This is a genomic window from Pseudoalteromonas sp. G5_S1_54_S4, from assembly GCF_054968565.1.
The window spans coordinates 47224-61538 of sequence record NZ_JBQKUL010000022.1; the positions used below are offsets into that span (position 1 = coordinate 47224).

Sequence of the window (14315 nt, forward strand, 5' to 3'; positions counted from 1 at the left end):
ATTTAACGTTACAAAGCGTGGCTTAGTACGTTGCGCTGCCTTTAGTACGTGGGAATGCAATTACATCACGTACGTTACCCATACCAGTAACATAAGCAACTAAGCGCTCAAACCCTAAACCAAAGCCAGAGTGTGGCACGCTACCGTATTTACGTAGGTCGCGGTACCAGCTGTAGTCTTCTTTATTTAAGCCCATTTCGTCAAGGCGTGCATCTAATACATCAAGACGCTCTTCACGTTGTGAACCACCAATGATCTCACCAATGCCAGGTGCTACTACGTCCATAGCCGCAACAGTTTTGCCGTCTTCGTTTTGACGCATGTAAAATGCTTTAATATCGCGCGGGTAGTTTTTAATAACAACCGGTGCTTTAAAGTGTTCTTCTGCTAGGTAACGCTCGTGCTCAGACTGTAAATCTACACCCCATTCAACAGCGTACTCAAATTTCTTGCCACACGCTTTTAGAATCTCTACAGCGTCTGTGTAATCAACTTGTGCGAAGTCTTTTTCAACAAATTCTTCTAAACGGCTAATGGCTGTTTTTTCGATACGTTGAGCAAAAAACTCCATGTCGTCACGGCGTTCTTCAAGTACGGCTTTAAACACGTACTTAAGCATGTTTTCAGCCAATTTTGCGATATCTTCTAAATCAGCAAACGCAACTTCTGGCTCTACCATCCAAAATTCAGCTAAGTGGCGAGATGTATTTGAATTTTCTGCACGGAACGTAGGACCAAAGGTGTAAATTTTTGACATAGCTGACGCATATGTTTCACCGTTTAGCTGGCCAGATACCGTTAGGAATGCTTCTTTACCAAAAAAGTCTTCGCTGTAATCAATTTCGCCTTTATCTGTCATTGGCAGGTTTTGCATATCAAGGGTTGATACGCGGAACATTTCACCTGCGCCTTCACAGTCACTGGCTGTGATGATTGGTGTACTGATCCAGTAAAAGCCTTGCTCATGGTAAAAACGATGAATCGCTTGCGCTAAACAGTTACGTACACGCGTTACTGCGCCAATCATGTTGGTGCGCGGGCGAAGGTGAGCGTGCTCACGTAAATACTCAATGCTGTGGCGCTTAGCCGACATTGGGTAAGTATCTGGATTTTCAACCCAGCCTAACACAGTCACTGAGTTAGCTTGAATTTCGAAAGATTGGCCTTGTCCTGCTGATTGTACTAATACACCGGTAACCGATACAGAACAGCCTGCTGTTAAGCTTGTAACTTCATCATAATTATTCAGTGAATTAGGAACTACCGCTTGAATAGGATCAAAACACGAACCGTCATGAACGGCTAAAAATGATATTCCTGCTTTTGAATCGCGGCGTGTACGGATCCAGCCTTTAATGGTTACTTGGCTGTCTACCGCAACATTGCCTTTTAATAGCTCTGAAATCGCTAAATGGCTCATCTTCACTCCAATGATATAAGTTGCCTAACTATATAAATTAATTGTGCGTTACTCGTGCTATTTAGCATTTGAGGTCACTGCACTTGAACCTTGTATAATACCTAGTAAAGTAAAATAAAAAAACTGTTGTGGGCAACTCTTTAAAAGTTTTTAGTCATGCGCGGTTTTTTTGACCAGTTTTTAGTGTTAAATGGCCACTATTACCATTTGTTACTCTGAAAATTCATCAATTTGTGGCATTATTAGTAAACAAAACGAATTTACGTTTACCATTAATAAAAAATGGATGCTATGAAACAAGTTTTTATTTTACGAGGACTGCCAGGCAGTGGTAAGTCATATTATGCGCAAAATCTCGCTGACGAATTATCGGGCGCAGATGAAAGCAATTATTTTATTTGCTCAACAGATGATTACTTTGTAAACGAGCAGGGTGAGTATCATTTTGATAAGTTTAAATTATCGCAATACCACAACCTAAACCTAGCACGTTTTATTAACGCGTTAGCACAAGGTATTGAACTGGTTATTGTTGATAACACTAACATTAAAAAATGGGAATTCATTGCCTATTCGCAAGCAGCGATAGCTTTAGGGTATCAAATAAAAGAAGTGATTGTTGGTGAAGTAAAAGACAAATCAATGCAGCACTTATATGCCAAGCGCAATAGTCATAACATACCGCTTAAAACCATTAGTAAAATGGCCTACATGTTTGAGTGGTAATTATTAAATGTTAGCTAATACGTCTATATCAGCGTGGGTAATGGCATCTAAATGAGCGGTGATTTTTTCACTGCTCCAATCCCACCATGCAATCGCTAAAAGTTGATTGATAGTTGTTTCATTAAAACGCTTTTTTATTACTTTTGCAGGATTACCGCCTACAATGCTATAGGCAGGTACATCATTGGTTACCACAGATTTACTCGCTATGATGGCGCCGCTGCCAATTTTTACCCCCGGCATAATAGTGGCGTTGTAACCAATCCATACATCATTACCTATTTCAGTATTGCCCTTGAAAGGTAAGTCACCTTGTTGAGGAGCAGACTGTTCCCAACCGTTGCCAAATATAAAAAATGGATAAGTAGAAAAGCCGGAGGTTTGATGGTTAGCTCCATTCATTATAAAAATAACGTCTTTAGCTATGGCGCAAAACTTACCTATGATGAGACGATCCCCAATAAAATCGAAATGGTAGAGGACATTTTTTTCAAAATGTTCAGGCCCATCAGGGTCGTCGTAATACGTGTAATCACCTACTTCTATATTAGGTGACTTAATAAAGTTTTTTAAATAACCTACTTGAGGAAAACCGTCCATAGGTGATGGATTGTTTGGATTTGGTCCGTTCATGGTTTCCTCTCAAGTAAGATAAATAGGCTACTAGCTTTTAAATGCCGCCAATGGGTGAGATGTACTGAGCGAAACATGTACCTTGTCACCTGGGTGTACAACCACCTCATGGCTTACTCGGCTAGTTACTACGGTTTCACATGCAAGTTTAACCGCGCATAAACGGCTACCGCCTTCAAAGCGTACCCAAATTACTTCACCATTATTACCAATACTGCTTTGTACTAATAATACATCATCTGGACGAAGTAAAACTTCTACCTCTCCAGTGTCACAATCAACGCCGTTTGCAGGTACATTACCAATATCGGTAAGCGCTTGGCCGTTATTTAGGGTTCCTTTTATAAAGCTGGCTTCACCTAAAAAGCGGGCCACAAAGCGGTTGTTTGGGGTACTAAAACACTGCTCTGGGGTGTCAATTTGTTGTATTTTACCTCCTTTTAAAACACCCACACGATCGCCCACCGAAAGCGCTTCTTCTTGATCGTGCGTTACCCAAATTGCCGGTACACCAGCTTCTTTTAATGCGTTACGGATATCCCAACGCAACATATCTTTTAAGGCAGCATCAAGGTTAGATAACGGCTCATCAAGTAATACAAAGTCAGGTTGGTGGGCAAGGGTACGCGCTAATGCTACGCGTTGCTTTTGCCCGCCTGACAGTGTGGCTGGTTTTTTATGCCTAAATGCATCTAAACTAAGAAGTTTTAGCCAGTGATCGGCAGGGCTGGTGTCTTTAAGTTTAAAACATACGTTTTGTTCAACTGTTAAATGAGGGAACAACGCAAAGTCTTGAAACACCATACCTACGCTGCGTTTTTCAGGCGCCACAGTATGCTTTGGTGTCGCTGTCCATTTAGCCACTTTAATTTCACCCTCGCTAATCGGTAAAAGCCCCGCTAACGCTTGTAAAATAGTACTTTTTCCGCAACCTGTTGGACCAACAAGCATTAATATTTCGCTTTCACCTAAGGTGAAATTTAAATCGCTAACAACACGATTACTGCCATAATCTATAGACAACTGACTTACAGATAGCATTTTTTATAAATCCTTAATGTTCAAACTGGTTGCGTTTTTCGCCAGACATCATAATAGCTAAAGCACCCGCAGAAATCACCACCAACAATAAGCCAGGAATAGCAGCACGGCCAAAATAACCAGCTTCATAAACACGCCATAAGTAGGTAGATAGCGTTTCAAAGCCGGTGGGGCCTAATAAAAGTGTGGCTTCTAATTCGCGCATTGACTCTAAAAAGACCAAGGCGCCACCTGCAATAATACCACGCATAGTTAGGGGTAAAGTAATACGCGTAAAGGCTTCGCGCGGGTTTGCGCCTAATACCCGTGCTGATTTTACCAAACTTGGGTCAAGATGCTCGGTGCTGGTACGCACAGAACCTACCGCAAGTGGTAAAAAACGTAGCATATAAGCAATAATCAATAAGCCCAGCGTTTGATATAAAAAGGGTAGTTGTAAGCCGCCATACACAAGCGCTGTGCCCATAACAATACCCGGAATACCAAAACCAAAGTAAGTAACACGTTCCATTACTTTACCAGCCTTACCACTTAAAGCCGCATGGGCAACCGGAATGGCAACAATAACTGTAACAATAGCGGCAATGGCTGAAGCGTAAGTTGAATGCCAGGCAATACTAAAATCAAACGAGCTAAAGCCATCACGCACTAACCACAAAGTAAATACTGCTAAAGGTAGGCCAATAGCGAGTAACAAAATAGGTGCAAAGGTGGCAAACATAGCGCCTAGTTGCCATTTTTTAGGGAATAAAATAAGCGAACGACCTTGACGCTCTGAGGCGGTTTTTATTTGTGATTCAATCATTAATAAAAAGCCAACAATCACCATCAGTTGCAGTGATAACATAGCCGCACGGCTTAAGGCAAAGGCATTGTATTCCACATAAATAACACGGGTAAACGTATCTAAGCGCATCATTGCGGGAGTACCAAAGTCAGATAAGGTATACAGCGCAACCAATAATGACCCTGCAGCAATGCCATTTATTACGCGGGGTAAAATAACTTTAAATACGCTTTGCGTCATCGACATACCCAGTGTGCGAGCAGCGTTGACCATACTGGCATCTAAACTAAGTAAAGACGAACGGGTAGTCATCATAACAAACGGAAAAGTATACAAGGTCATGACAATGGCGGCTCCCGTTAACCCATACATAGAAGGGGTTTCAAAACCAAGTAAGTTGTTTATTTCACCGCCGGGACCAAATGCAGCATAAAGCGTAAAAGCGCCAATGTAACTGGGAATAGCAAGCGGGGCTGCAAACACCACCAGCCAAAACTTTTTAAACGGTAACTGCACATAGGCGCTAATGAATGCCAAGGGCACACCAATTAAAATTGAACCTAATACAGTTAATCCCATTAACGACAGGGTATTGCCTAAAATAGTTAAATTATGGCTATCAAAAAAAGAGCTTGCGTCAGAGGCAAGCGTAATTAAAACAAAAATAGGAGTCAGGGTCACTAGCGCTGCAAGCAGCGCCATTGGGTAAGATGTAGGTATTCGCATTATAAAACGCCGCTGCTGCGCATTAAATCTATAGTTGGGCGTAAATCAGCCAACTGGGTTAAATCAATTTTAGGTGGCGAAATACTGGTTAACTTTGGCAATCCATCGGGTTGAGTAATGCCATTAACCAGTGGGATTTCATAGGCTTCGCTTGCTAAATAACTTTGCACTTCAATGCTAAGTAAATAGCGCATAAAGTTGATTGCCAGTGGGTCTTCAGATAACGATAAAATACCTGAAGCGTTAACTAAACAGCCAGCATCATTTTGCGTAAAGGCTAAATCAAGTTTTGCATCTGGTTTACCTGATTTTAAGCGCAGCGTGTAGTAATGATTAGCAAAACCAATGTCTACTTCACCACGTTCAACGCCCATTACCACACCGAGTTCACCTGCGTAGGTTTTAGAACGTTTTTTAACTTTTTTGAGCCACTTAGCTGTTTTATCATCACCTTCTAAAAGTCGCATAGCAGTAATAAACGATTGAAAAGAAGCATAAGCAGGCGCCCAACCAATACTTAAATCACTGTCGGCTATTTCCATAATGCTTGTTGGAATTTGCTCTTTGGTTAAACGCTCAGTATTAAAAGGCAAAGTACGTATACGACCAGTTACAGGTGCCCATTCATCGTATCTAAATTGTGGCTGTAATTGCGCTGATAAATCACTCGGCATGGGCTTGGCAAGGCCGGCATCGGTAACTAAACCAATTGCCCCAGAGTCGACTGCCCAAAATAAGTCGGCACGTTTTACCCCTGCATTTGCTTCGGCAACAATGGTGTTGGCAAGCGCTGCGGTAGGGCCGCGACGAATGGCAAGGTCAAGATCAGGGTTCTTTTTTTGAATGGCTTGTAATACGTTTTCGTATAAGCCACCTTCACCACGGCCTAAATAAAGCGTCAATGCACCTTTTAATTTAGGCAATGTATCAACAGACACGGGGTTTGCAATAGCAATATCAGCGGCAAAAGCGCGTGAAAGCGATAGCGGTAAAGCACCCGCTACCCCTAACGCAGCTAAGCCTTGAATAAAGGTTCTGCGTTTCACTTAAAATACATCCTTACGTGCTTTTTCTGCTTTTTCAATCAGCGTTTGAGCGCGGCTTAGTTTAGTTTGCATATCAACAACCACATCACGAACTTCATCAACACTTTTATTATTAGAAATTGCTTGTGGAAGTGTTACGTTAAAGTCTTTTTCTAGAACTTCTACTAACTTCGCGTCTTGCTCAATTAGTGTACCTTCAACACCTTCAAATAAATGTAGGTAAGTGTCGTGCACTATGTTGGTGGCTTCATCGCTTAAACGTTCTGCGTATTTAGCGACCACTCGGTCTAATTTATGTTTAATTTCGTCGATAGTCGCGCTTTGCGTCATTTCTTTGGTTGCTGTTGCTTTAACGCTATCTAATAACCCTTTTTGTTGAAACTTAGCCGCCAGTTTAACTGCGCCTAATCCTTGCCATAAGGCATTATTCATTGCTTGTTGTTGTTTGCGTACTTCTAGCGCTGGTTTTTTATTATCGATAGCCATTTTTATGCCATACAAACCTTGCCAAATAGAGGCATAGACAGGCACGTAATTAGTTTCTATTGCGCTGTGGAATTTAACTGACTCCCAGTACTCAACCAAATCATCACTATTGACTGCTTTTGCGCCTTTTTTCTCGTAATCGCTTACCATGGTATCGACTTTAGATATCATCCATTCAACGTCTTCATTGTAAGTTTTTAAATTAGCTTGAAGGTGATTAACATGCTCACCAATAGGGCCATTAGCAAATACAGGTTGTGCAAAAATCGCAGAGGCGAGTAAAAAACTTGCACTTAATGTCTTGGCAGGCTTAAGTAATATTTTCATAGCAAGTGAGTCCATAAATGTTATTGTAAATGATAGGCATTATCATATCCCTAAAGATCACTCAGATCAACACACTAAATGACAGGTCAGGGCTAAAAATACCAATGTTTTGGGACGAATAGGCAGCAAACTAATTATTTGCATAAATTTTAACGTAACCCTTAATAATAGTTAACCTATCTATACGTAATGTTTACCTTTTATGGCGTTATAAATAGTATCACATAAAGCGCGAATACTGTTTTTGTCACTTATATACGGTGGCATTAGATAAATTAGCTTACCAAAGGGGCGTATCCATACTCCTTGAGATACAAAATAAGCCTGAATTTTAGCGACATCAATGCTACCAGCCTCTTCTGTAAGCTCTACTACGCCAATAGCTCCTAAAGTACGTACATTCACCACGGCGCTGAGCGCTTGGCATTTATGCAGCTGCTGTAATTGAGTATTTATTTCGCTGATACGGTGTTGCCAGTTTTGGCTTAGTAATAAATCAATACTGGCGCAAGCAACAGCGCAGGCCAGCGGATTTCCCATAAATGTAGGCCCGTGCATCAAAACCCCAGCTTCTCCTTCGCTGATTCCTGTGGCTATTTTGTCGCTAGTTATGGTTGCCGAAAGGGTCATTGCTCCACCAGTCAGCGCTTTACCTATACACAGTATATCGGGCTCTATATTGGCATGCTCTACAGCAAACAATTTGCCGGTGCGGCCAAATCCGGTGGCAATTTCATCGCAAATAAGCAGAACATCATATTGAGTGCAGAGCTTACGCACACAGGCTAAATACTCAGGATGATAAAAATTCATCCCCCCGGCGTTTTGCACAATAGGTTCAATAATAAACGCGGCGACTTGCTGGTGGTGCTTTAAAAAATAGCTTTCGAGTTCATCGGCCTCAGCTTGATTAAACGCACTATTAAATTGGCTAATAGGGGCAGGCACAAAAATATGCTCAGGCAAAAAACCAGCGTACAAACTATGCATAGAATTAATAGGATCGCACACACTCATCGCTGCAAACGTATCGCCATGGTAGCCTTTGAACGGGGTCATTAATTTTTGTTTTGTTGTAATCCCTTGGCTTAACCAATATTGCAGCGCCATTTTTATAGCTACTTCCACACTTACTGAGCCACTGTCGGCTAAAAACACCTTTGTTAATCCCTCTGGCGTTATCGCTACCAGCTTTTTACAGAGCTCTACTGCCGGCTGGTGGGTTATGCCACCAAACATTACATGGCTCATTTTATCTATCTGGGCGTGCATCGCTTCATTTAAAACCGGATGGTTATAGCCGTGAATAGCACTCCACCATGAGGCCATACCGTCAATAAGTTGTTCGCCCGTTTCTAAGTGAATAAGGTTGTGACTTGCATGCGTTACGGGGTAAACCGGAATAGGTTGAGTCATTGAGGTGTAGGGATGCCAAATGTGCTGACGATCAAAATCAAGGTCTATCGTTTGTTTATTAATCATATGTAAACTTTAACTAAGTGGGCTTCGTTGACAATGGTACGGCAATACGTATTCTAAGCCAATAACACCAAGAGCAAAAAATAAAAGAGAGTATTATGGAGCTTGCAACAGTTCGACACGATTGGACCCATCAGGAAGTAAAAGCCTTATTTGAAATGCCATTTAACGATTTATTATTTAAAGCCGCCTCTGTGCATCGCGCTAATTTTAATCCAAACGAAGTACAAATTTCTACGTTGTTATCTATTAAAACCGGTGCTTGCCCAGAAGACTGTAAATATTGCCCGCAATCAGGGCATTACAAAACTGATTTAGAACGCGAGCGCCTAATAGAAGTAGAAAAAGTGGTAGAGCAAGCGCGGTTAGCAAAACAAAAAGGCGCCACCCGTTTTTGTATGGGGGCTGCATGGTCAGATCCAAAAGACAGGGACATGCCATACATTTCGCAAATGGTAAAAGAAGTAAAAGCCCTTGGCCTTGAAACCTGTATGACTTTAGGCATGTTAAATAACGAAAAAGCCCATGAACTGCGCAGTGCAGGGCTTGATTACTATAACCACAACCTCGACACTTCACCTGAATACTATGAGCAAATTATATCAACTCGTACCTTTCAAGACCGCCTTGATACTATAGGCAATGTGCGAGACGCTGGTATGAAAGTATGCTCCGGCGGTATTGTCGGTATGGGTGAGCAAGCAAGCGATCGTTATGGGTTATTAATGCAATTGGCTAATTTGCCGCAGCAACCAGAAAGCGTCCCCATTAACATGCTAGTAAAGGTGAAAGGGACACCGCTTGAAAATGTTGATGACTTAGATCAGTTTGAGTTTATTCGTACCATTGCCACAGCACGTATTATGATGCCCCATAGCTACGTACGTTTATCAGCAGGGCGCACTGCAATGAACGAGCAAATGCAGTCAATGTGCTTTTTTGCCGGTGCTAACTCTATATTTTATGGTGATAAACTTCTTACTACCGAAAACCCAGAAGCCGATGCCGACATGCAATTAATTAAAAAGCTCGGGATGAACCCTGAAACAGCCGAAGACTATTCTGATGAAGCCGTTGCTGCGTCTTTGTCATCGCAAGTGGCCGATAAAGCAACCGCAGAATTATTTTACGAAGCGTAAAGTGCTCAGTACTATGCTAATGGTTTAAAGTATTGCGTTGAAGGTTAAAGCATTTATGTCATTTGAATTTATAAACACCCATTTAGATGAACGCAAAGCACAGCAGCTATTGCGTAAACGCTATGTAGTGCAAAGCGCAACGGCGCGCACTATTACGGTTAATGATAAAACCTACCTTAACTTTGCGAGTAACGATTATTTAGGGTTTGGCGATTCGCCGGTGGAGTTAACCAGTGCGCCATTACTCGGTAGCCACAGTTCAGCATTAGTGACGGGTTATCAACAACCACAGCAAGCGCTTGAGCAAGCTTTATGTAGTGCTTTGGGTTATGAAGCAGGCATGTTGTTTAATTCGGGCTTTAGCGCAAATAGCAGTGTGATTAAAGCCTTGTTCCAAGATAAAGCGACAGCGCAACACAGTGCGATTTTTCAAGATAAACTCAATCATGCCAGTTTAATTGATGGCGCATTACACGCCAACGCCGCGTTAATACGCTTTAACCATAACGATATAAACCATTTACGCTCACGGCTAGAAAAATCAAAAGCGCGCAATAAGCTCATTGTGTCTGAGGGTGTGTTCTCCATGGATGGTGATACCGCGCCAATTAAAGCGCTATTTACCTTAGCAAAGCAGCATAACGCCTGGCTAATGATAGACGATGCTCATGGTTTTGGTGCTTTAGGAAAATCGGGGCTAGGCAGTTGTGAAGCCTTAATTGCAGCCGATACCTTGCCCGATATTTTAGTGATCACCTTTGGTAAAGCGGTTGCTAGTAGTGGGGCGTGCGTATTAGGTTCGCAGCATTTTATAGATTACATGCTGCAGTTTAATCGTGATTATACCTACTCAACCGCTATGCCGCCGTTTATTGCCGCTCATACTTTGGCGCGTATCAAAAGCATAAGAGACGCCAACGACAGGCGAGCTAAATTAAACGCTAATATTGCGCTGTTTAAATGCTTAGCAAAAGAGCAGCACATTGCGTTAATGGACTCTAACACCGCGATTCAACCGATTGTTTTAGGCTGCGCCGAGCAAACGTTAAAAGCCAGTGAGCAACTAAAGCAGCAGGGCATTTGGCTAACGGCTATTCGCCCGCCAACTGTTTTACACAATACCTCGCGTTTGCGTATTACCTTAAGTGCAGCCCACACCCATGACGATATAAAACAACTCGTTGGTAGTTTACAAAAGGTCATTTCATGATAAGCCCGCAGGCAATTAAAACTAAGCCACTTAGCCCAACAACTGTGTGTATAGCTGCTCAGGTTTTAAAAAAAACCACAGCGCATAACTTTTCAAAAGCAGCAAACAGTTACAGCCAGCATGCCAATGTGCAAAAACAAGCGGCAAATGATTTATCTAAACTCATTAGTGCAAACCCTAGCAAGCTCTGTGTTGACCTAGGCGCAGGGCCGCTTGTTAATACTCAGGCTTTAAAGGCATTATTTGGCCAAGTTGTTGCCATAGATTTAAGCTTTAACATGCTAAAAAGCAGTAATTTAAACACCCCAAAACTGTGCGCCGACATGGATAATTTACCGCTGCAAGCTAACAGTATTGACGTGCTATTTAGTAATTTTGCGCTGCAGTGGTCTACTAATTTTGAAGCCTTAATGCACTCGCTTTATCAAGCATTAAAACCAGGCGGGCAAGCCTATATTAGTACGGTTGTTGCAGGGTCATTAAACGAGATAAAAACCGCCTTTGCAGCGCTTGATTCACATAATCATATTAATCAGTTTGCAAGCCATAATAATATAAACCAATCGGTCGAAAAGGCAGGGTTTAAGATCAATACCTCAAAAAAAGTCATTTATACCGATCAACACAGCAGTGCATTAGCGGCTATAAAATCGATTAAAGCCATTGGTGCCACCACACAAAATCATGCAACAAGTCGTCGTGGTTTATTAACTAAATCAGCACTAAAAAAAGTCTGTGATGCCTATCCGCTTGTAAACAATAAAGCCCATGTATCTTACCATGTAGTATTGTTATCATTAGAAAAAGCCCAGTAAAAATAATAAGGCGATGCCATGAACCAGTTTTTTATTACCGGTACCGATACCGACGCCGGTAAAACTCATGTAACCAGTTTGCTGTTAAAGTTACTCGCGCAACATAAAAAGCGCGCAATAGGTTTTAAGCCGATTGCCTCTGGGTGTGAAATGGCGTTTGAGCAGCTCGTAAACGCAGATGCACTAATGCTAATGGAAAGTGCCACAGTCAGCGCTAAATACGACATAATTAACCCATTTGCATTTGCGCCGTCAATAGCTCCCCACATAGCTGCAGAGCAAGCGGGACTAAACATAACAGTAGAAAAGCTCAGCACGGCTTATCAACATGTTAAGCAGCAAGGTGCCGATTACCTGTTAACCGAAGGCGCTGGCGGCTGGGCATTACCAATTAATAACAACGAATATTTATACGACTGGGTAAAAGCAGAGCAACTACCCGTAATATTAGTGGTGGGGATGAAACTAGGCTGTATTAATCATACTTTACTCACTGCTGCACACATGCAAAGCTTAGGGATTAATTGTGTAGGGTGGATTGCAAACCAAGTTGATGCCACTATGGATGAATACCAAGCAAACCTAGATTCACTGAAAACACGTTTACCATTTCCACTGCTTGCCATTAGCCCATACACAGAGCAAACCCCTAAATTACAAATTTATAAAACCCTGCTTGAAAAATTATCAATAAATCCATAAATAACCCTTGTGTTGTGACATAGTTTGTCACAGAATAGCGCTGACGTTATGACATAGTGTGTCATAACGCAGTGATTGCTCAAAGCCGATCAAACATAGTAAATCGCTCAGCAATAAATGTTATTTTTGGAGAACTCGTATGAAACGTGTATTTTTGTTTTTATTAACTAACCTCGCGGTTATGTTGGTATTAGGTGTGGTGCTTTCAATCATAATGAGTGCGCTGGGCTTAAGCCATCGTAGCCTTGGCGGAATTTTACTAATTGCGACTGTATTTGGTTTTGGTGGATCGTTTATTTCGTTATTTATGTCGAAATGGATCGCAAAAAAATCAACCGGTGCGCAAGTGATCACCCAACCTCGTACCGAAACCGAACAATGGCTGGTAAACACTGTGGCTGCTCAAGCAAAAAAAGCCGGTATTAACATGCCAGAAGTGGCGATTTACGACAGCCCAGAAATGAACGCGTTTGCAACGGGCCCGAGTAAAAATAATTCGCTGGTGGCGGTAAGTACGGGTTTATTACATAACATGAGCCAAGATCAAGCCGAAGCTGTGCTTGCGCACGAAGTATCGCATGTGGCTAATGGCGACATGGTAACGCTAACGCTTATTCAAGGTGTGGTTAATACCTTTGTTATTTTTGCCGCAAAAGTACTGGCTGGCATTGTTGACAACTTTATCAATAGCGATGAAGAAGAGGGCGGCAGCAGCTGGACTTACTTCTTATTCGATATGTTATTCCAAATATTATTTGGCGTACTGGCAAGCATAGTGGTTGCCCATTACAGCCGTAAACGTGAATTTGCAGCCGATAACGGCGCAGCTCAGTTGGTTGGCGCAGATAAAATGCGTTCAGCCCTTGAGCGATTAAAGCAAAACCACCCATCGCAATTAGAAGGCTCAATGATGGCCTTTGGTATTGCCAGTGGTAAAGGCATGGCTGAGTTGTTTTCATCTCACCCACCGCTTGATGCACGTATAGACGCACTACGTCGTTAAAAAAATTCAAGTTTTTCACAGTACTTGTAAACAAAAAGCCTGCACTTGCAGGCTTTTTTATGTTTAGTGTTTTTTATTGCGATTGAATAATGTCTGTAATGCCCTCTGGCGAAAGTATTTCAATCCAGTAACCATCTGGGTCTTTAATAAAGGCAAGGCCTTTCATTGAGCCACCGTCTGGCTGTTTTACAAACTCCACATCATACTTAGCAAAGCGCTCGCACGCTGCGTATACATCAGGCACACTAATACCAATATGGCCAAAGCCTTTTGGTTCTTCATTACCACTGTGATAACCGCTAAAACTGTCGTCGTTTTCAGTGCCCCAGTTATGGGTAAGCTCAATCAGCGCAGGGCGGCGAAACACCCATTGAGTTTTTTCTTTATCATCGCCTTTTGGCATATCTTGCTCATAGCCTAAAAAGTACAAAGTAAATTCCATACCAGGAAAGTCGTACTTACCTAACAACTTCATACCCAATACGTTTTCATAAAATGCAAGCGATGGTTTTGGATCTTTAATACGCAACATAGTTTGCTGCATCACATAGCCCTCAGTGGCTTGTGCAATTTGCTCTGGGGATTCGTTATAGCTAGACATGAGATAATCCTTAATAAAATGACTGAAAAAACCTTAATGGATTTAAAAAGGCAGGGTGTGCGCTCATCATAATAAACAGCAGCAAAAATTAAAACCACCTAGCTAAATTACCAGCCAGTTAGTTGGGTGCTTTGTAAGCGAAAAATGGCATATTTATGGGTGCTGTATATTTAT

At 41.9% G+C, this 14315-nt stretch carries 14 protein-coding genes; 6 read left to right on the top strand and 8 right to left on the bottom strand.

Annotated elements, in window-relative coordinates; all coding sequences use genetic code 11:
• Positions 1 to 22: 22 nt before the first annotated feature.
• On the bottom strand, positions 23 to 1420 hold the full coding sequence (gene asnS, locus ACTRWE_RS10140) for an asparagine--tRNA ligase (RefSeq protein WP_013464983.1): 1398 nt from the start codon (positions 1418 to 1420) through the stop codon (positions 23 to 25).
• A 291-nt stretch (positions 1421 to 1711) separates the two neighbouring features.
• On the opposite strand from asnS, the gene ACTRWE_RS10145 reads away from it, so the two are divergent.
• Positions 1712 to 2146 (top strand): AAA family ATPase, encoded by a 435-nt coding sequence (locus tag ACTRWE_RS10145; protein WP_462879945.1) that lies wholly within the window; start codon positions 1712 to 1714, stop codon positions 2144 to 2146.
• A 3-nt stretch (positions 2147 to 2149) separates the two neighbouring features.
• Here the strand turns inward: ACTRWE_RS10145 and ACTRWE_RS10150 are convergent, their stop codons facing one another.
• The 6 genes from ACTRWE_RS10150 to bioA all read right to left on the bottom strand — a co-directional run bounded on the left by ACTRWE_RS10150 (position 2150) and on the right by bioA (position 8674).
• Positions 2150 to 2779, bottom strand: coding sequence for a Vat family streptogramin A O-acetyltransferase (locus tag ACTRWE_RS10150; RefSeq protein WP_462879946.1), 630 nt, complete (start codon positions 2777 to 2779; stop codon positions 2150 to 2152).
• 30 nt (positions 2780 to 2809) lie between these two features.
• Entirely contained in the window at positions 2810 to 3820 is a 1011-nt protein-coding gene (locus ACTRWE_RS10155) for an ABC transporter ATP-binding protein (RefSeq protein WP_462879947.1), read from the bottom strand.
• Between the two features lie 13 nt (positions 3821 to 3833).
• On the bottom strand, positions 3834 to 5333 hold the full coding sequence (locus ACTRWE_RS10160; RefSeq protein WP_024602540.1) for an ABC transporter permease: 1500 nt from the start codon (positions 5331 to 5333) through the stop codon (positions 3834 to 3836).
• Entirely contained in the window at positions 5333 to 6379 is a 1047-nt protein-coding gene (locus ACTRWE_RS10165) for an extracellular solute-binding protein (RefSeq protein WP_033103420.1), read from the bottom strand. Before ACTRWE_RS10165 ends, ACTRWE_RS10160 begins: the two co-directional genes overlap by 1 nt.
• Positions 6380 to 7192, bottom strand: a complete 813-nt coding sequence (locus ACTRWE_RS10170) for a hypothetical protein (protein ID WP_013464977.1) — start codon at positions 7190 to 7192, stop codon at positions 6380 to 6382. It lies immediately after the preceding gene.
• A 180-nt stretch (positions 7193 to 7372) separates the two neighbouring features.
• Entirely contained in the window at positions 7373 to 8674 is a 1302-nt protein-coding gene (gene bioA, locus ACTRWE_RS10175; protein WP_462879948.1) for an adenosylmethionine--8-amino-7-oxononanoate transaminase, read from the bottom strand.
• A gap of 95 nt (positions 8675 to 8769) precedes the next feature.
• Here bioA and bioB point away from each other — a divergent pair, with 95 nt between their 5' ends.
• From bioB to htpX, 5 genes are all read left to right on the top strand, one after another.
• Entirely contained in the window at positions 8770 to 9810 is a 1041-nt protein-coding gene (gene bioB, locus ACTRWE_RS10180; protein WP_138765408.1) for a biotin synthase BioB, read from the top strand.
• Between the two features lie 55 nt (positions 9811 to 9865).
• Complete coding sequence (locus tag ACTRWE_RS10185) at positions 9866 to 11020, top strand: aminotransferase class I/II-fold pyridoxal phosphate-dependent enzyme (RefSeq protein ID WP_138765409.1); 1155 nt, start codon at positions 9866 to 9868, stop codon at positions 11018 to 11020.
• Positions 11017 to 11835, top strand: a complete 819-nt coding sequence (locus tag ACTRWE_RS10190; RefSeq protein WP_138765410.1) for a methyltransferase domain-containing protein — start codon at positions 11017 to 11019, stop codon at positions 11833 to 11835. Before ACTRWE_RS10185 ends, ACTRWE_RS10190 begins: the two co-directional genes overlap by 4 nt.
• A gap of 18 nt (positions 11836 to 11853) precedes the next feature.
• Positions 11854 to 12537, top strand: a complete 684-nt coding sequence (gene bioD / locus ACTRWE_RS10195) for a dethiobiotin synthase (protein ID WP_462879949.1) — start codon at positions 11854 to 11856, stop codon at positions 12535 to 12537.
• A gap of 139 nt (positions 12538 to 12676) precedes the next feature.
• The gene (htpX, locus tag ACTRWE_RS10200; RefSeq protein ID WP_138765412.1) at positions 12677 to 13540 is read left to right on the top strand and encodes a protease HtpX; all 864 of its coding nucleotides are present in this window, start codon (positions 12677 to 12679) and stop codon (positions 13538 to 13540) included.
• Positions 13541 to 13613: 73 nt separating this feature from the next.
• On the opposite strand, the gene gloA is transcribed toward htpX, so the two are convergent.
• Positions 13614 to 14141: a lactoylglutathione lyase gene (gene gloA, locus ACTRWE_RS10205; protein ID WP_076918687.1), complete on the bottom strand. Its 528-nt coding sequence runs from the start codon at positions 14139 to 14141 to the stop codon at positions 13614 to 13616.
• Between the last annotated feature and the right edge of the window lie 174 nt (positions 14142 to 14315).